Here is a 17631-nt window from a genome sequence, read left to right on the forward strand (position 1 = left end):
GCTCAGGCTCCGGCGCCGGCGCGCTGCCCGGCGAGGTTCTCCGCGACCTCCGCCTCCCACGCCGTGACCGCCCTGGTGGTGTCCACTTCGAACTCGAAGCGATCGGTCATCTTCGGGTCGATGTCGGCCACGTCGGTGTAGAACTGCTCGTACCAGCGGCGCAGCTGGTAGACGGGCCCGTCCTCCTCGCACAGCAGCGGATTGTCGATGCGGGTCTTGCGCCGCCAGATCGCGGCGTCCTGTTCGAAGCCGCGACCGAGGCCACCGGCGAACTTCGCCGCGATCTCCTCGGCCTGCTCCGCGGGCACGCCGTGCGGCTTCTTCACGATCGCGCCGTACTGCAGCACGAACTTCGTGGGTGACACCGGGTAGTGGCAGTTGACGAGGATGCCCTCGACCGTCAGGCCCGCGCTCTCGCTGCGCAGGTGATCGATCATGTAGGAAGGGCCGTAGTAGGACGCGTCGGAGTGCAGGATGTTCTTGCCGCCCAACGCCTTCGCGGTCTCCCCCATCATGTCCTCGCGCGATACCGAGGTCATGTACTGGCTGGCGACGTGACCTTCGAACACGTTCTTGAAGTAGGTCGGGAATCCGAAGTGCACGTAGAAGAAGTGCGCCATGTCCACCACGTTGTCGATGACCTCGCGGCAATTCGCGCCGTCGATCGTCATGGTGTTCCAGGTCCAGTCGGTCCACTCGTCGCTGAACGCCCCGTCGATGCGCGGGATGGTGATCTCTTCCGGGGGCGGATTGCCCTCCGGGTCGTTCCACACGAACAGCTGTTTGTTCTGCTCCAACGTCGGCCACGAGCGGGTGCGCGCCCGGGGTGGTACACGCCGGCCGTAAGGAATGCCGGTGCAGCGGCCGTTGCCGCCCCAACGCCAGTCGTGGAAGGGGCAGGCGATGGAGTCGCCCTTGATCCGGCCGTCACCCAGGTTCCCGCCCATGTGCCTGCAGTAGGCGTCGAGCACGTGCAACTGCCCGTCGGCACCGGCGAACACCACCAGTTCCGTGCCGAAGATCTCGACGGTGTGCGGCTTGCCGTCCCGGAAGTCCCGCGCCAGGCCCAGGCAGTGCCAGCCGCGCGCGTAGCGGGCCGGCGGAGCGCCCGCGTCGATCACTCGGACCTCGGTGTCGGTAGTCATCGGTTCCTCCACAATTCGCGCACGTTTGTCACCTCGATATTTCGGTTCGGCATCCCGGCGCGGAAATGTGCAGTCCCACTGGCCGGGAGGCGCTCAGGCCTCATCGAGCCGTCCGAACGCGGAGCGGTAGAACAGCAGCGGCGCCGCCTCGCGATGCTCCGACAGCGCGGTGACGCGCGCGATGACGATGGTGTGGTCACCGCCGTCGACCTCCTGCTCGACCTCGCAGTCGAGCCAGGCCATGCTTCCGGCCAGCCGAGGCGAGCCGTTGGGCGACGGCTCCCAGTCCACCCCCGCGAACTTGTCCGCGTCGCTGCGCGCGAGACGACGGCAGAGGTCCTGCTGGTCGTGGGCCAGGATGTTGACACAGAGCCGGCCGACCGCGCGGATGCGCGGCCACGACGTGGACGTGCGCGCCGGGCAGAAGCAGACGGCGGGCGGCTCCAGTGACAGCGCCGAGAACGACTGGCAGGTGAAACCGACCGGCCCGTCCTCCCCCAGCGCGGTGATCACCGTGACCCCGGTGCAGAAGCGACCGAGCACCGCTTTGAAATCGCGCACGTCCAGGGGCGATCCGTCCGTCTCGAGCACCGGTTCCATCGAGCCTCCGATTTCCATCAGGCATATACCTGACAGCTATGACAGCAGCCATCGCCCGATGGGCGTCAAGATCGGAGTCCGGTCACCGAGATGCGGATCCGTAGAAGCTACGTAGTTCTCCCGATTCCTCCCGTCCGCCGACGCGTCAGTGTGATGGGAGACACAAGCGATCGAGCGCGTAATGCCTGGTCGACGTAGACCGACTGTGACCGACGGAGGTTCGCATGACCGTCACCCTGCTGCCCGATACCGAGCCGCGCGCCGACCGGGGCCCGCACCGCACCCGCGCCAAGGGGGCGGAAGCCGACGTGCCGGTATCGATGATCGAGCGGATGACCCTCATCCTGGACGCGTTCGATGCCGCCACCCCGACGCTGACACTGCTGGGCCTGGTAGAGCGCACCGGCCTGCCGCGCTCGACGGTGCACCGGATCCTCGATCAGATGATCCGGCTGCGCTGGCTGGCCCACACCTCGGGCGGATATCGGCTCGGCATGCGCACCTTGGAACTGGGCGGGCTCACCGCCGACCACAACGAGATCCGCGACGCGGTCAGCCCGCTGCTGCACGAGTTGTGCCAGCGCACCGGCATGGTCGGACACCTCGCGGTGCTCGACGGACGCGAGATCGTGTATCTGGACAAGGCGGGTGGCCGCCTGGCCGCGATGCTGCCGACCCGCCTCGGCGGCCGCATGCCCGCGCACTGCACCGCGCTCGGCAAGGCGATGCTCGCCACGCTCGAGCCGAGCATCGCCGAAGCCGCGTTCCATTCCCGGCTGCCGCGGCGGACCCCGCACACCATCACCGAACCCGACGCGCTGCACCGGGCCTTGGCCCAGATCCGGCTGCGCCAAGGGGTTGCGGTGGACCGTGAGGAGTCCATGGACGGAATCGCCTGCGTGGCAGCGCCTTTGCGGGGCCGAGGCACCGCACCCGCGGCACTGTCGCTGTCCGGGCGGGCTGAGGCGATGAGCTTCGACAAGCTGGCGCGGGTGCTGCTCGAGATCTCCCACGAGGCCGGGCGGTCGCTGTTCGGACGCCGGGCGCGCTGGCGCTAGTGCCGAATCCGACTATGCCTGGACGGTACAGTCCGGCCATGACCGATGGCGTCACACCCGCGGTGCCCGACCTGCCGACCACCGCGTGGGCCGTACTCGGCATGCTCTCGCACGCCGACGAACTCTCCGGCTACGACCTGAAGAAATGGGCCGACTGGAGTCTGCAGTTCTTCTACTGGAGTCCGTCGTTCAGCCAGATCTACGCCGAACTCAAACGCCTGGAGAAGCACGGCTACGCCAGCTCCCGCGCGGTCGTGCACGAGGACGGCGTGCGCGGCAAGCGGATGTACGCCATCACGCCGGAAGGTCGTGCGGCGGCGGCGAACTGGGTCAATCACGCGCCGGTGGAGGCGCCGGTGCTCAAGCACAGCGTGATGCTGCGGGCGTGGCTTGGCAACCTCGCCGAACCGGACCGGATGCGCGGCATACTCACCGAGCACATCGAGTACGCCGAGAAGATGCGCAGGCGCGCCGAGGCCGACGCGCAGGGCGCGGAGGCGAACCCGGACTGGGCCTATCCCGAGTTGGTGCTGCGCTGGTGCGTGCGGCACTACGAGGCGGAGCGCGATTTCGCCAGGGAGCTGCTGGCGGATATCGAACGCCTCACTGAGTGAGACGCCACCTGGTTCTTCCGGTCCCGCCATATTTCGATTAGGCATATGGAGGTGGCCGACGATGACCGGTGAACTGGATACGGTGCCCGCCGCGGTGGCGGCGATCGCGAACGGCGGCATGGCGCTCGTCGTGGACGACGAGGACCGGGAGAACGAAGGCGATCTGGTGCTGGCCGCGGAGAAGGCGACCGCGGCGAACATCGGGTTCCTGGTGCGGCACACCAGCGGCGTGCTGTGCGTGCCCATGACGGGCGATGACCTGGATCGGCTGGAGCTGCCGCCGATGACCGCGGTCAACCAGGACCCGAAAGCCACCGCCTACACCGTCTCGGTGGACGCGGCGGCGGGCATCGGCACCGGCATATCGGCCGCCGACCGCGCGCACACCATGCGCTTGCTCGCCGATCCCGGCGCCACGCCCCGGGATTTCACCCGCCCCGGGCACGTGTTCCCGCTGCGGGCGCACCCGCGTGGCGTGCTGGGGCGGCAAGGGCATACCGAGGCCGCGGTCGATCTGGTGCGGATGGCGGGCCTGCGCCCCGCCGGAGTCATCGCGGAGGTGGTGCGCGACGACGGGTCGATGGCCCGGCTTCCCGACCTGCTGACCATGGCCAGGGTGCACGGGATCCCGATCATCTCCATCGCCGAGCTGATCGCGCACCGACGCAGGCTGGAGCCGGGCGTCGTGCGCGTCGTCGAGACCCGGCTGCCCACCCGCTTCGGCGAGTTCCGGCTCATCGGCTATCGGGATCCGAACGACCGGGCCGAACATCTCGCGCTGGTGCTCGGTGCGCCGGGCGAACGGGACGTGCTCACCCGGGTGCACTCGGAATGTCTCACCGGCGACGCGTTCGGCTCGCTGCGCTGCGACTGCGGCGAGCAACTCGACGCCGCCCTGCGGGCCGTGGCCGCCGAGGGCCGCGGGGTCGTGGTCTACCTGCGCGGACAAGAGGGCCGCGGCATCGGACTGCTGAACAAACTGCGCGCCTACGAGCTCCAGGACGGGGGCGCCGACACCGTCGACGCGAATCTGCGACTCGGGCTGCCCGTCGACGCCCGGCACTACGGCGCCGCGGCGCGGATCCTGGACGATCTGGGCGTGCGGTCGGTCCGGTTGCTCAGCAACAATCCGGCCAAGCAGGCGGGCTTGACCGAACACGGCATCGCGGTCGAACGGCGGATTCCGCTGCAGACCAGTCCCACCGAGCACAACGTGCGCTATCTGCGCGCCAAGCGCGACCGGATGCGCCATCAGCTCAGCGAGGTCGACGCCGCCGCCCTCGCTCGATGAGCGGCGCCGGTTCGGTCCGCCCGCGGTCGGCGCGACGCCGCGGGCACGGTCATCGGAGTTGAATTTGTCCAGAACGCTCTTCCGCGCCCCGCGCGGTACCTAGGGTTGACACCCATGGCGCGGCGTCCCATCGGCAACCTCCCTGCCGAGGTCACCAGTTTCGTCGGGCGCCGGGAGGAACTCGCCGCGGCGAAGCGGCTGCTGCCCACCACGCGGGTGCTGACCATGCTCGGCCCCGGCGGCGTCGGCAAGACCCGGCTGTCCCGCCAGGTCGGCGTGGCGGTGGCGCGCGCGTTCCCGGACGGGGTGTGGCTGGTCGAACTGGCCGACGTCCGCGACCCCGATCTGGTCACGGTGACCGTCGCGGAGGCCATGGCGTTGCGCGACGACACCGCGACGCCCTTGCGGCGGCTCACCGAGTTCCTCGCGGACAAACGGTTGCTGTTGATCTTGGACAACTGCGAGCACCTGATCGACGCCTGCGCGCGGCTGGTGGGCCGCATCGTGGCCACCACCGCGCAGGTCCGGGTGCTGGCGACCAGCAGGGAGGTGCTGGGCGTGCCGGGGGAACAGGTCATGCCGGTCGCGCCCTTGCCGCTGCCGGACGCAGCGACCACCGACAGCGACGCGATGCGCCTGCTCGCCGAACGAGCGAGCGCCGCCAACCCCGGCTTCGCGGCCACCCCCGCGAATCGGGACGCGTTGGCCGCGATCTGCCGCAGGCTGGACGGTATTCCGCTCGCGCTGGAACTGGCCGCGTTGCGGTTCCGCGTGTTCACTCCCGAACAGATCCTCGCCCGGCTCGACGACACCATGGCCCTGCTGAGCGCGGGACCGCGCATCGCGCCGGAACGGCAGCAGACCATCGAGGGCGCGATCCGCTGGAGCTACGACCTGTGCACGCCGGCCGAACAGCGCCTGTGGGAACAACTGTCGGTGTTCTCCGGCGGCTTCGACATCGACGCCGCCGAAGCCGTGTGCCTGCCCGCTCCCAACGGGCGGATCGTGATGGACGAGCTGACCGGGCTGGTCGACAAGTCGGTGCTGAGCCTGCGCTACGACGGCGATGTCGGGCGGTACTCGATGCTGGAGCCGATCCGGCGGTTCGCCCACAACCGGCTGGCCGAGCGGGGCGACGAGCCCGAGGCGCGTGCGCGCCACCGCGAACACTACCGGCGGCTGGCGCTGCGCGGCCGCACCGCGTATTGGAGTTCCGACGACGTCGCCTGGTTCCGCGAACTCAACCGCGAGCACGCGAATCTGCGCGCGGCGCTGCAGTCCGGCCTCACCGACGCACCCGAGTCGGCGCTCGAGATGGCGGCGGTGCTGCGGCCGTTCTGGGAGCACAACCGGTTCCTCACCGAGGGCTATCGCTGGCTGACCGATGCGCTGGCGAAGGCGGGCCGACCGACCGAGCTGCGCGCACGCGGACTGTCCGCGGCCGCCTCGCTGGCGGCGTTGCTGTCCGATCGCGGGCCCGCGCACCAGTTGGTGGACGAATGCGTCGCCCTGGCACGCAAGGTCAATGCTCCCGACATCCTCGCGGAGGCCATGCTCGACTCGGCGCTGCTGGCCTTCAACGACGGCGACACCGCCCGAGCGCTCGAATTGGCGGAGACCGCAACGCATCTGGCGGCCGAATGCGGCCATCACGCCATGGAGATGGACAGTCTCGCCTTCGCGTTCGTGTGCGCCCTCGTGCTCGCCGACGAACGCTGCACCGCGTTCGCCGAGCGGCTGCTCGAGGTCACCACCGAACGCGGGCCCTCTCTGCTCGGCGGGCTGGCGCAGTGGTGCATGGGACTGGATCACTGGCGGCGCGGCGATCAGGACGGCGCGACCGCGTATCTCGCCAGCGCCGTCGAGATGTTCGCCCTGTTCGACCGCTGCGTCTGGCTCGCCTCCGCGTTCGAAGGGCTGGCGTGGACGGCGGTCGCGCGCGCCGATTTCGAGCGAGCCGCCCGCCTGCTCGGCGCCGCGGAGATCCTGGCGCGCAGCACGGTGCGCCTGGCCCACGCCATCACCGGCGTGCTCGGCGACCGGATGCGCGGCCGAGTGCGGGAGGCTTTGGGCGAGCGGAAGTTCCAGGAGGCCTTCGACAGCGGCGCGACGCTGTCGCTGAGCGAGGCGATCGATTACGCGCTGGGACGCGCGCCCGCCGCGCCGCGGCCACCGCAGCCCGCCGCGGATGCGTCTCGGGCCGCGGATGTCCTCACTCGCCGGGAGAAGGACGTCGCCCGGTTGGTGGCGGCGGGTCACAGCAACAAACGCATCGCCGCCGATCTGGTGATCTCGGTGCGTACCGCCGAGACCCACGTCGAGCACATCCTCACCAAGCTCGGTTTCACCTCCCGGACCCAGATCGCGGGGTGGGTGCGTGATCACGAGGTGTGATGGACGTGATCGGCGGCGTTCAGAGACGGTCGTCGCGCCCGCACAGGATCTGCGTCTCGGCGCGCAGGCCGCGCAGTCGTGCCCACAGCGGAACCACCGCTGGGCGGCCGCTGGCACCGAAGCCGGGCTGATCCACGATCAGGCAGCGCAAACGCTCGGCCGGCACCGGCGGGTTGGCGCCGAAGTCGGCCCGTCCGGAGACGCCGGGCCCGAAGCCGTGCAACAGCACCGGCGGCGCGCCCGAGCCCGCCTGGTGATATCGCAGCCGCAGCCCCCGGTCGTGCTCCAACGCGTGGTGTTCTCCGCGGTGAGCGTCATCAGATCATCCGATCGGTGACCGGAAGGCCGAACGCGTCGCGGCCGTACAGGACGAGCGCGCGCTCGACGTCGTTGATGACGTGCACGCTTCCGGCGTGCGCGTCGCGCCAGTGCCGTTCGATCGGATTGGGTTTGCGGATGGCGTGGCCGCCGGAGTTGTCGAACAGCAGGTCGATGGCCTCGATGGCGCGTTCGGTGCCGCGCACCTGGTCGCGGCGGCTGCGTACCCGCAGTTCCAGGGGGATCTCCTCGCCCGCCTCGGCGTAGCGCAGTTGCTCGCCGATGTTGCGCTCCATCTGGAGGATGGCGGCGTCGATCTCGGAGGCGGCGCGCGCGACCCGAACATGCGCGAACGGGTCCTCGGCGGCCTTCTGCCCGCCGTAGGAGATCCGCACTCGTTCGCGCATGCGCTCGATGTGCGCTTCGTAGGCGCCTTGGGCGGCGCCGATGATGGGTGCGGTGATGGTGTTGGAGAACACCGCGCCGAACGAGATCCGGTAGAGCGCGGCGGTATTGACCTCTTGGCCGGGTCCGCGCAGCTCGGCCTGTTCGCTCGCGCTGTAGGTCCGGTGGGCGGGGACGAACGCCTTTTCGATGACGATGTCGTTGCTGCCGGTGCCGGACAGCCCCGACACGTGCCAGACGTCCTCGATGCGGTAGTCGGCGCGCGGCACCAGGACGGTGAGGTAGTCCGCTCCCCCTTCGTCGTTCGGCACGACCGCGCCGAGGAAGGCCCAGCGGGCGTGATCACAACCGGAAGAAAAACTCCACCGGCCGCTGATCTCGAAACCGCCGTCGACGGGCGTCAGCTTGCCGGTCGGCGCGTACGACGACGAGACCAGCGTGTCCGGATCGGCGCCCCATACGTCCTCCTGCGCCCGCGGCGGGAACAACGCCAGCTGCCAGGGGTGCGCGCCGAGCACCGACGACACCCACGCCGTGGACGGGCATGCGGTCGCGATGGCGCGGATGACCTCGTAGAACGCGACCGGTGAGGATTCGTCGCCACCGAAGCGGGACGGCTGCAGCATGCGGAACACCCCGGCCTCGGTCAGCTCCCTGATGCTCTGATCGGGCACTCTGCGCTGCAGTTCGGCGTCGGCGGCTCGCGCCCGGATCGCGGGCAGCAGATCCCGTACCCGATCGAGCACCTTGTTGTTCATATGCGGTAATCCTCCTGGTAGTGCCGTCTTTCGACGCTAGGCCGGTGCGGCGCCGTCCGGTCCGATCCATCCCGATGACCGGAACCCGCCGCCCGGATCAGCTGGTGCGGGCCGCGGCGGCGCCGGCACGGCGGCCGAAGAAGGTGCCGTCGCCGAGCGAAGTGCCGCTGATATAGCCCTCGCCGTGCACGTTGCTCGCGGCACGGCCTGCGGCGAACAGTCCGGGGATCGGGGCGCCGTCGATGTCGAGCACGGCGCCGTCGAGCGAGGTGTGCAGACCGCCGAGGGTGAACACGGAGGCGCCGGTGCCGCGGCGGTCACCGGACTCCGACGGCGGCCGCACCCCCGCCCGCACGTCGATCGCGGCGAGCGGCGGCGTGAGCGGCCGCACCCAGCGCGGCGCCTTCTCGAACTCGGGATCGTCACCGGCGGATGCGAAGTGGTTGTAGCGGCGGACGGTGTCGGCCAGCGCGGCCGCGGGCACGCCCATGAGGTCGGCGAGTTCTTCGGCGGTCTCCGCCACGTGGGTCGGGCGCACACCCCACCGCTGTTGTTCCGGCACCTCGTCGAACGCTGGTTCGTCGAGCACGACCCAGGTCCGCATGTCCTGGCGGAACAGCGCCGCCTGGCCGATCCGGCCGGGATAGGTGTCCTCGTTGACGAATCGCTGCCCGTGGCCGTTCACCACGATGCCGCGCGCGGCCAGACCTGGAACGAGCGAGATGCCGACCTGGCCGGTGGACATGTGCCGCACCGCCGCGCCGAGCGCCTGCGCCATCCGGATCCCGCTTCCGTCGTCGGTGCCCGCGCTGACCTTGGTGTGCCCCAGCAGTCGCGGCGCGTGGGCGGCGAGCATGGCGTCGTTGTCGACGAAACCACCGGTGGTCAGCACGACGCCGCGGCGCGCCCGGATGGTCAGCTGCGTGCCGTATCGCCGAGCCACCGCGCCGACGACCGTGCCGTCGGCGGCGACGATCAGGCGAGCCGCCCTGGTGTCGAAAAGCGCTCTCGCCCCGGCGGACCGAGCGGCCCCGGCGAGGCGATCCATGAGCAGCTTGCCGCCGAAGTCGGGGGCGGCGGGGCGATGCCCGCGCGGCGCGGGCGTGGCGAGACCGGAGAACGGCATGCTGTTCTCCCCCAGCCACATCAACCCGTCGTCCGTCGGCGGCACCCAGGCCGGAGCGTCCCACAGCGTGGGTTGGAACGGCACGCCGCGGTCGGACAGCCAGTGGAAGTGCGCGACGCTGTCCTCGCTGTAGCGAGCGATCTTGTCCGGGTCGGCGCCCGGACCCAGCGCGGCGGACAGGAATGCGGCCATCGCCGCGGGGTCGTCGTCGAAGCCGCAGGCCCACTGGATCGGTGTGCCGCCGCCGAGATAGATCTCGCCACCCGACAGAGCGGACGCGCCGCCCGGGCCGCTCATCCGATCCAGCACGAGCACCCGCGCGCCGGTCACCGCGGCCTCGAAGGCCGCCGCCGCTCCGGCGCATCCGTAACCGACCACCAGCACATCGGTCTCGAGGTCGTAGGCGCCCACTTCGGCGGCCTCCCGAGGCGCGACCGAGTCCCGATCACTCATGGAGTCGACCTTCCCGCCCGGCTCCCGAGAAGCCGGCGCCGGTCTCGGTGAGCGACCCGCCGGTCCCGTTCATCGGGACTGCGGTCGGTCGCCGGGTCGCCGCGTGGCGATGGTGTGTGAACGGCGTCACGTCCGCTTGGGCGCCAGCGAGGAGGAAGATTTCATGCGGGTCCTGGTCACCGGGGTTTCCGATCCGACCGGTCGCGCGGTGGCGCGCATGCTGCTGGCCACCGGACACGACGTGGCCGGGTTGGACCGGGCACGGCACCGGTACGTCGACCCCCGGGTCGAGGTGATCACCGGCGACCCGGCGGAGCCCGCGTTGTGCGCACAGGCCGTCGCCGGGTGCGCGGCGGTGGTGTATCTGGGCGGCGCGCTCGCCCCGATCGCGTCGGCGGCCCGAACGGCCGGGGCGCGGATCGTGGTTCCGGTGGTCGCCGGTTCGGATGCCGTCGCCGAGGACGTCGTGCGCTCCAGCGGGGCGGCGGCCTTGATCGTGCGCACCGCGCCGGTCGCGGGCAGGCGCGTCGATGGCGAGAGTTGGCGCGTCCTGCGCCGGCTGCTGGGCTCTCGCCGGGCGGGCGGATTCCAGGTGTTGCACACCGACGACTTCGAACGCTTCCTGGTGCTGGCCGCGGGGTCCGCGCGCACCGGCGCGGTCGAACTCGCCGCGCCCGGCGTGATCTCCGGCGCGGACGCGGACCGCATCCGTGCGGCGGCGGGGACGCGGAAGTGGCGACGGACGTCCGGCACGCGACCGCGAATGGATACCACTGCGACGCAGAGCGAATGGGGGTTCCACTACGGGTGGACCGCGTCCGAGGTCGCGGCGGACATCGTGCGCGGACTGGCCGGTCGCAAGCTGGACGGCGACGAGTTCGTCGCCCGGCCGGGGGCGATCCCGCTGCCCGGCTACGTGATACCCGCCCGCGCGGCGACTTCGGACGGCCACGCCCTGGTGTCGGTCGCACCGGACGGTCTCGAGGGCGAGTTCGACGATCGCGTCGACCCGGCCTACCCGGTGCACACCGCGACCAATACGTCCGAGGCGCTACCCGGACCGCTCACCCCGCTGACCGTGGATCTGCAGGCGGGCGCTATCCGGCTGGCCAATGCCGCGATGGGCCGGATGATCGCGCTCGACGGCATCGCGCTGGAGCACTGGACCAGCCGGGTCACCACGGTGCTCGGGCACCACATCTACATCAACGCCTCCATCGGGGTGCTGGCCGCGGAGAACATGCCCGGCTGGGACGAGCAGAGCATCCGCCGTGACGTCTACGGCAACATCCCGGCCGAGATCTCCCTCACCCCGCACGGCAAGCCGCCGACGCCGACCGGATTCGCCAGCACCCGCGCCACGTGGCGCGCGGCGGGCCGCGTGCTGCGCACCGCGCTGCGCTATCGCGAGACCACCGACGGCATCAACGCCGCCGCCCATCAGGAAGCCCTCGGCGCCGCGGCGATTCGCGAGCTCACCGATGAACAACTGCACGCCCGCGTCCTGCTGTGGCGGGACCGGCTGAACCAGTCCTGGGCGGCGGCGTCCATCGGCGTGATGATGACCGGTGCGGCCACGGCCATCCACTCCCGCGGCAAGGAAGCGGCGACCGTGCCCATCGATCCGGAGCGGTTGGAGTCGGCCAGGACCATGCTCGCGGTGGAACGGCTCGCCGCACTGTGCCGGACCGACCCCGCGTTGCACGACGCGGCGCACGCGGGCGACGTCACCGCCGCGCGGGCGCTCTCCCCCGCCTTCTCCGCCGCCCTGGACGAGGAGCTGCGGCGGATCGGGCATCGCGGACCGGGTGAGTGCGAACTGCTCAATCCGACCTTCGGCGACCGCCCGGAGCTGCTGGTGACCGCCGCCGCGCGTGCCGCGCAGATGCCCGCGCCCAAACGGGAACCGGTCGGCCCCGCGCCGAGTCGCACCGCGCGGATGGCGGCGGGGGCGACGATGGCGCGCGAACGCGTCCGCGACGCCGTGGTCCGCTACACCCACTGCCTGCGCCTCGCCGTGCGGGAGCGGGCGGAGCGGCTGATCCGGCAAGGGCTGCTGCAGCAGGCCGAGGATGCCTGCTTCCTGACGCTCGACGAAATCCTCTGGGCGCCTGCCGATCTGGCCGAGCGGGTGGCACGACGGCGAGCCGAGCTGACCCGATTGCACGGCGTCCGCATGCCGGATGTGATCGCGGGTGACTGGGAGCCGCTGCCGAACGCGGACGCGTTGCTGCCCGGTGACAGCCTGACCGGCATCGGGGTGTGCCCCGGCGTGGTGGAGGGCACCGTGAAACGCGTGCTGTCGCTGGACGACGACATCGAGCCGGGCGACATCCTGGTGGCTTCGGTCACCGACACCGGGCACACCGCGATGTTCGCCTACGCCGCCGCGGTGGTCACCGACATCGGCGGCTCCGCGTCACACGCCGCCATCGTCGCCAGGGAATTCGGCATTCCCTGCGTCGTGGACACCAAGACCGCCAGCGCCCGGCTGGCCGATGGGCAGCGCGTGCGCGTCGACGGGGCGGCCGGCACGGTCACCCTGCTCGCCGACGCCTGAGTCGTGGCCGGGGTCGAGCACCCCGGCCCACATGCCGGTTCGGCGTCGGCCGGGCCGCGACCCTATGGAAGGAATGAGCCAGTGACGATTTCGCGTGCTGTTCGCGGGGCGGTGACCGGTGTCGCCGCCGCATTGATCGCCGTGTTCCCGTCCACCACCACCGCGGTGGCGAGCCCCGGGCTCGTGCACACCGTGCACGACCGCTCCATGCAGCTGTCGGCGGCGCCGAATGCCAGGGACATCGGCGACTACCCCACCCAGGGCAACGGCAAACTCCGCACCGGCGTCGTGTTCCGCACCGACGCCCTGGACAAGCTCACCGCCGCCGACCAGCAGAAACTGGTGACCTCCGGCATCACCGCGGTGATCGATTTCCGCAGCCCGAACGAGTCAGGGGCCAACCCGGACAAGCTGCCCGCGTCGATTCCCACGCTCGCGCGTCCGGTGTACGACCCGGGCAACGACTTCTACCTGCTGGTGGGCAAGGCGGTGCAGGGCGGCCCCGCCGTGCAGCAGCAGATGTTCGGCGACGGCAAGGCCGCGGGCATCATGCGCGACTACTACCGCTGGATGGTCACCGACGCCGGCGCTCGCGCGCAGTTCGGGACCGCCATCCGGGATGTCGCGAACGCGAACGGGCCGGTGCTGTTCCACTGCACCGCGGGCAAGGACCGCACCGGATGGATGACCGCCGTCCTGATGACGGCGCTCGGCGTCCCGAAGGGTCAGGTGTACAAGGACTATCTGGAATCGAACGACAACCTGGCCGCGAGCAACAAGGCGACGTTGGACGGGTTGGTGGCCAAGGGGCTGGTCACCGATCCCGCGCTGTTCGATCCGATTCTCGGCGTGCGCGCCGACTATCTCGACGCCGCTTTCGACCAGGCCGCCGCGTCCTTCGGATCGTTCGACCGGTTCGTCACCGACGGGCTCGGTGTCGACGGCGCCACGCTGGACGCGCTGAGAACCGAGCTGCTGCCGCGGTAGCCGATGACTGCAGCGGGCCGGGTGGAGCATGTCCACCCGGCCCGCTCGGTCGTTCCGGGACAGGGAAGACGGCGGCGCGGGCTGGTCACGAACTCGTGATCGCTGAGCGGCCCGCCGCTGGCATGCAGGGATGGCTGCTTCCGCTGGAGCGCGCGAGGTCGCGGACCACCACATCACCCGCCTGCTCCAGCCTGGCGCGATGACGGCCGCGCTGAACTGGTACCGCGCTATCGGCGACGACTGGCTGCACGCGCCGCGGGTGAGTGTTCCGACGACCGTGGTGTGGGGCGGCGGGGATATCGCGGTGGCACGGGCGGGCATCGACTTGTGCGGCGAGTTCGTCGACGCCGACTACAGCATGGCAGGAACCCGCCACGCCCGCTCGTTGTCTCGTCGCCGGGCTTTCGAGCCGGAGACGGCGTGGAAGCGACATCAACCCGCTGACTGATGTGGTGTCCGACTCCGGGCACAGCACGTCTACTTCTCAGTGGTGATGTGCCGAGCGCGGCGGGTCGTGACACTGGAAACACGCCGGTCGGGGCATCGCTACGGCGTCAGCGTCGAGTCGAGTGAGGGAGTAGGTCGATGGGACAGCAGCAGTGGCGCGGAACGGTCGTGAAGAAGTCGCGCGGGTTGCTGGACGGAGCGAATCTGTACCGGCGCTAGCACATTCGCTTGCCGGACGGCAGCACGAGAAAGATTCGCGTGGACCGAGCGTTGTGGGAGGCGCTGGAGGTCGGCGACTCGGTGACCAAGCGGGCCGGAGCCGATCCGGTCAAGGACTGACCTGCCGGCGTGGCCCGCCGGTGCACCGGGCAGGAGAGGATGCCACGACCGCGGCGTCCTATCCCGGGGCGATCAGCACCTCACGCAGTCGCGCCAGTTCTGCGGCGGTGAGCCCGCTGCTCAGCAACCATTCGGCTGCGCCGCCGTGGTCAGCGCACAGTTTCGCGAGGAAATGCCCCATCACCTCGGCCTCGACGCCGAGGATGCCGGTACTGACCGGGGGCAGCCCGGTGTAGGACGGGAGCGCGTCGAGCCGGTCGCGGACCCGGTGCATGCGTTCACCGGTCAGGGCGTAGTCGGCCGCGATCGCCTCCGGCGGCACGCCCACCGCGTCCAGCAGCACCGCCGCGAGCACGCCGGTGCGGTCCTTGCCCGCGGCGCAGTGGAACAGCACCGAGTGGCTGTCGGCGTCGATGACCAGGCGTACCGCCGCGACGATGGAGTCAGCGCTGCCTGCCAGCAGTTTCGCGTACAGGTCCACCAGATCCACCCGGCTGGAATCGGGAACCAGATCCCGTGCCGCCAGCGAGGATTGCGGCGATTTCCGCACCGGCAGACAGACCCGCCGCACGTCGGCGGTGGCCAGCAGTCCGTAGCCCTCGCGCTCCACCTCATCGGGCAGCCGCAGATCGATCAGGGTGCGCAGGCCGATCGGCCCGAGCAGTTCGGCCAGGTCGGACTCGGTGAGATTCTGCGGGGTGCTGGAACGGTAGACCACCCCGAAACGGGTGACGCCCCCGCCCCGCACGGGAAGCCCGCCCAGGTCGCGGACATTATCGATCTGGGCGAACTCGACCCAACGTTCCTGTGGCGCGGTGGATTCGCCCGTGATGTCAGTGGGCACGGCCGGCCGCCGCCTCGTTGGCGCGGTTGAGGCCGCACAGTCCGATCAGGTCCTCGTGCAGCTCGAACCACACGGTGTGGTAGCTGTCGAGCACGGGTCGCGCGACCCAGGCGTGATCGCCGGCGGCGACCCGCTCGATCGCCCGCGCGAAGCGGGCGGAGTACCGGGCCAGCCGCGGCGCGACGTCGCCGATTCGCCGCAGCAGCGGTTGCACGGCATGGTGCAGATCGGTCAGCCTGGTCAGCACCGCACCGTCGTACTCGGCGTCGGCGTGGTCGTTGACGGTGGCCGGGTCCTTCATCTGCCATGCGGTGACGATCTCTTTCAAAATCCCGTTGAAATCGCAGAATTCGGCATAGACGGAGGCGATCGCGGCCCGATCGACTGTCCGTCGCTCCAGCGCGAGCAGGCCGTCCAAGTGCTGTCGGCCTTCCGGTGTGAGTCGCACGCCGATCGGTGTCGCGGCGCACCAGCCCCCGGCCACCAGTTCTTCGCATCGAGCGGCGACGGTCTCGGTGGGCGCGCCGACGCCCGCGGCCAGCGCGTCGTGCGCGGCCCTGCCTTTGATTCCGATCAGCCGCAGCAGATCGAGGTCGGGAATCTCCGTTACCGTCGCCGGAGCCGCCGCGTGCGCCTGCGCCGAGGCGTCCGTCGCCCGCGCGTCGAGCCAGGTCGCCAACCCGTCGATGTCGGTGCCCGCCCACCCGGCCAATCGGCCGACGTCGGCGAGGGTGGCGGAGTCCACGGGTTTGCCTTCGACCCGTCCAGGCCAGACCGTGCCCGCGCCGCCGTCCACGGTCACCACCCGACCGGCCAGTGCCGCGACGACACCGGAGCCGCAACCGACCACGCACGGTCTGCCGATCTCGCGACCGACCAGCGCCGCATGCGAAGTGGCTCCGCCCAGTTCGGTGACGATCGCCTTGGCGGCGATCATGCCGTGCAGGTCGTCGGGGCTGGTGGTCGGGCGTACGAGGATCACGTCCTCGCCCGCCTCCGCGCGGCGCTCGGCCTCGTGCGGATCGGTGACGACGACACCCGAGGCCAGGCCGGGACACGCCGCTTCGCCACGAGCAAGCGGTGTCCCGGTGTACTCCCCGGTCGCCGGTCGCAGCACGGTGCGCACCTGGTCGGCGGTGACCCGCTTCAGTGCCTCGTCCGCGCCGATGAGCCCTTCCTCGGCCATCGCCACCGCGGCGCGCACGGCCGCGCGCGCGGAGCGCTTGGCCGGCCGCGACTGCAACAGCCACAGGGCGCCGGATTCGACGGTGAACTCGATGTCCTGGATATCGCGGCCATCGCGTTCCAGCAGGTCGGCCGCCGCGACGAGTTCCGCGTGCACCTGTGGCAGCAGCGTCGCGAGTTCGTCCAGCGGCCGCGGAGTGGTCCGGCCGGACACCACGTCCTCACCCTGCCCGCCGACCAGCCATTCGCCGAACAGCGCGCGGTCGCCGGTGTTCGGGTTGCGGCTGAACAGCACGCCGGTGCCGGACTTGGCATCGAGATTGCCGAAGACCATGGCTTGGACGGTGACGGCGGTGCCCAGGGTTCCCGCAACGCCGCGATTGCGCCGATACGTCTGCGCCCGAGGCGAATCCCAGGACCGGAACACCGTGCTGATGGCCGCCCGCAACTGCTCCCACGGATCCTCGGGCACCGCACCGTCGGGATCACCCAGCACGGTTTCGCGGTATTGGGCGCGGAACCGCTCCCGGGTGTCGGCCGCGTAGCCCGGATTCCCGGTCTCCACGGCCAGTGCTCGCGCCACCGCCTCGTTCATGCCGAGGTTCAGCACCGTGTCCATCATCCCGGGCATGCTCACCGCGGCGCCCGAGCGGACCGATACCAGCAGCGGACGGGCGCCGGAGCCGAAGACACGTCCGGTGCCGCGCTCGATGGCGGCGATGCCCTCCTGGACGCCGTGCCAGATGTCCTCGCCGATTGCCCCGCGTGCCGAGAAGTCGGCCCAGCCCTCGATGGTGATGACGAACGCGGGCGGCACCGACAGGCCGAGCGCGCGCATGCGGTTGACGCTCCACGCCTTCCCGCCGATGCGTTCCCGGGACAGCGAACAGGCGCCGTCGAGTTCGACGACCGGCCCCGCGCCCGCTGCCTCGTCGTTTCGCTCCACTAGCTCTGCTCCGGCCGTCATGTCACTCCTCAGCACTCACTGAACAATCCGCGCCCCAGCGCGATTCGGAACCTCGTACACCGGCCCGTGCCGGACCGGACGCGAACCGCGGCGCACACACCTGTCGCTCGCTTCGAGCCTGCCGTGCCATCGGTCACCTG

The 17631-nt window shown here is 70.7% G+C and carries 14 protein-coding genes; 7 read left to right on the forward strand and 7 right to left on the reverse strand.

The features are described from left to right. Positions 1-2 precede the first annotated feature (2 nt). Together ACH49X_RS16960 and ACH49X_RS16965 are read right to left on the reverse strand one after the other, a co-directional pair. Positions 3-1145 carry a Rieske 2Fe-2S domain-containing protein gene (locus ACH49X_RS16960; protein WP_357102834.1) on the reverse strand — a complete coding sequence of 381 codons (1143 nt, stop codon included), beginning with the start codon at positions 1143-1145 and terminating at the stop codon, positions 3-5. 93 nt (positions 1146-1238) lie between these two features. Beyond that, positions 1239-1745, reverse strand: a complete 507-nt coding sequence (locus ACH49X_RS16965; protein WP_195079361.1) for a flavin reductase family protein — start codon at positions 1743-1745, stop codon at positions 1239-1241. Between the two features lie 224 nt (positions 1746-1969). On the opposite strand from ACH49X_RS16965, the gene ACH49X_RS16970 reads away from it, so the two are divergent. From ACH49X_RS16970 to ACH49X_RS16985, 4 genes are all read left to right on the forward strand, one after another. After that, on the forward strand, positions 1970-2803 hold the full coding sequence (locus ACH49X_RS16970) for an IclR family transcriptional regulator (RefSeq protein ID WP_357205505.1): 834 nt from the start codon (positions 1970-1972) through the stop codon (positions 2801-2803). Positions 2804-2841: 38 nt separating this feature from the next. Then, a complete protein-coding gene (locus ACH49X_RS16975; protein ID WP_195079359.1) occupies positions 2842-3417 on the forward strand; it encodes a PadR family transcriptional regulator in 576 nt (191 codons plus the stop codon). A 61-nt stretch (positions 3418-3478) separates the two neighbouring features. After that, a complete protein-coding gene (locus tag ACH49X_RS16980) occupies positions 3479-4708 on the forward strand; it encodes a bifunctional 3,4-dihydroxy-2-butanone-4-phosphate synthase/GTP cyclohydrolase II (protein WP_195079358.1) in 1230 nt (409 codons plus the stop codon). A 114-nt stretch (positions 4709-4822) separates the two neighbouring features. Next, positions 4823-7102 (forward strand): LuxR C-terminal-related transcriptional regulator, encoded by a 2280-nt coding sequence (locus ACH49X_RS16985; RefSeq protein ID WP_357102842.1) that lies wholly within the window; start codon positions 4823-4825, stop codon positions 7100-7102. 19 nt (positions 7103-7121) lie between these two features. Here the strand turns inward: ACH49X_RS16985 and ACH49X_RS16990 are convergent, their stop codons facing one another. From ACH49X_RS16990 to ACH49X_RS17000, 3 genes are all read right to left on the reverse strand, one after another. Further along, positions 7122-7391, reverse strand: coding sequence for a hypothetical protein (locus ACH49X_RS16990; RefSeq protein WP_357205508.1), 270 nt, complete (start codon positions 7389-7391; stop codon positions 7122-7124). A 28-nt stretch (positions 7392-7419) separates the two neighbouring features. Then, complete coding sequence (gene hsaA, locus ACH49X_RS16995) at positions 7420-8583, reverse strand: 3-hydroxy-9,10-secoandrosta-1,3,5(10)-triene-9,17-dione monooxygenase oxygenase subunit (RefSeq protein ID WP_195079355.1); 1164 nt, start codon at positions 8581-8583, stop codon at positions 7420-7422. Between the two features lie 97 nt (positions 8584-8680). After that, positions 8681-10162 carry an FAD-dependent oxidoreductase gene (locus tag ACH49X_RS17000; protein WP_357205511.1) on the reverse strand — a complete coding sequence of 494 codons (1482 nt, stop codon included), beginning with the start codon at positions 10160-10162 and terminating at the stop codon, positions 8681-8683. Positions 10163-10325: 163 nt separating this feature from the next. Between ACH49X_RS17000 and ACH49X_RS17005 the strand changes: the two genes are divergently transcribed. The 3 genes from ACH49X_RS17005 to ACH49X_RS17015 all read left to right on the forward strand — a co-directional run bounded on the left by ACH49X_RS17005 (position 10326) and on the right by ACH49X_RS17015 (position 14157). Continuing rightward, on the forward strand, positions 10326-12722 hold the full coding sequence (locus ACH49X_RS17005) for a PEP-utilizing enzyme (RefSeq protein ID WP_357205514.1): 2397 nt from the start codon (positions 10326-10328) through the stop codon (positions 12720-12722). Between the two features lie 81 nt (positions 12723-12803). Then, a complete protein-coding gene (locus ACH49X_RS17010) occupies positions 12804-13709 on the forward strand; it encodes a tyrosine-protein phosphatase (RefSeq protein ID WP_195079352.1) in 906 nt (301 codons plus the stop codon). 130 nt (positions 13710-13839) lie between these two features. Continuing rightward, the gene (locus ACH49X_RS17015) at positions 13840-14157 is read left to right on the forward strand and encodes a hypothetical protein (protein WP_195079351.1); all 318 of its coding nucleotides are present in this window, start codon (positions 13840-13842) and stop codon (positions 14155-14157) included. Between the two features lie 396 nt (positions 14158-14553). Here ACH49X_RS17015 and ACH49X_RS17020 read toward each other — a convergent pair whose 3' ends face one another. Further along, positions 14554-15339, reverse strand: coding sequence for a tyrosine-protein phosphatase (locus tag ACH49X_RS17020; RefSeq protein WP_357205517.1), 786 nt, complete (start codon positions 15337-15339; stop codon positions 14554-14556). Further along, positions 15329-17491: a pyruvate, phosphate dikinase gene (locus ACH49X_RS17025; protein ID WP_357205520.1), complete on the reverse strand. Its 2163-nt coding sequence runs from the start codon at positions 17489-17491 to the stop codon at positions 15329-15331. Before ACH49X_RS17025 ends, ACH49X_RS17020 begins: the two co-directional genes overlap by 11 nt. Between the last annotated feature and the right edge of the window lie 140 nt (positions 17492-17631).

The sequence above is a fragment of the Nocardia sp. NPDC019323 genome (assembly GCF_044389845.1).
Classification (GTDB): Bacteria; Actinomycetota; Actinomycetes; order Mycobacteriales; family Mycobacteriaceae; genus Nocardia; species Nocardia implantans.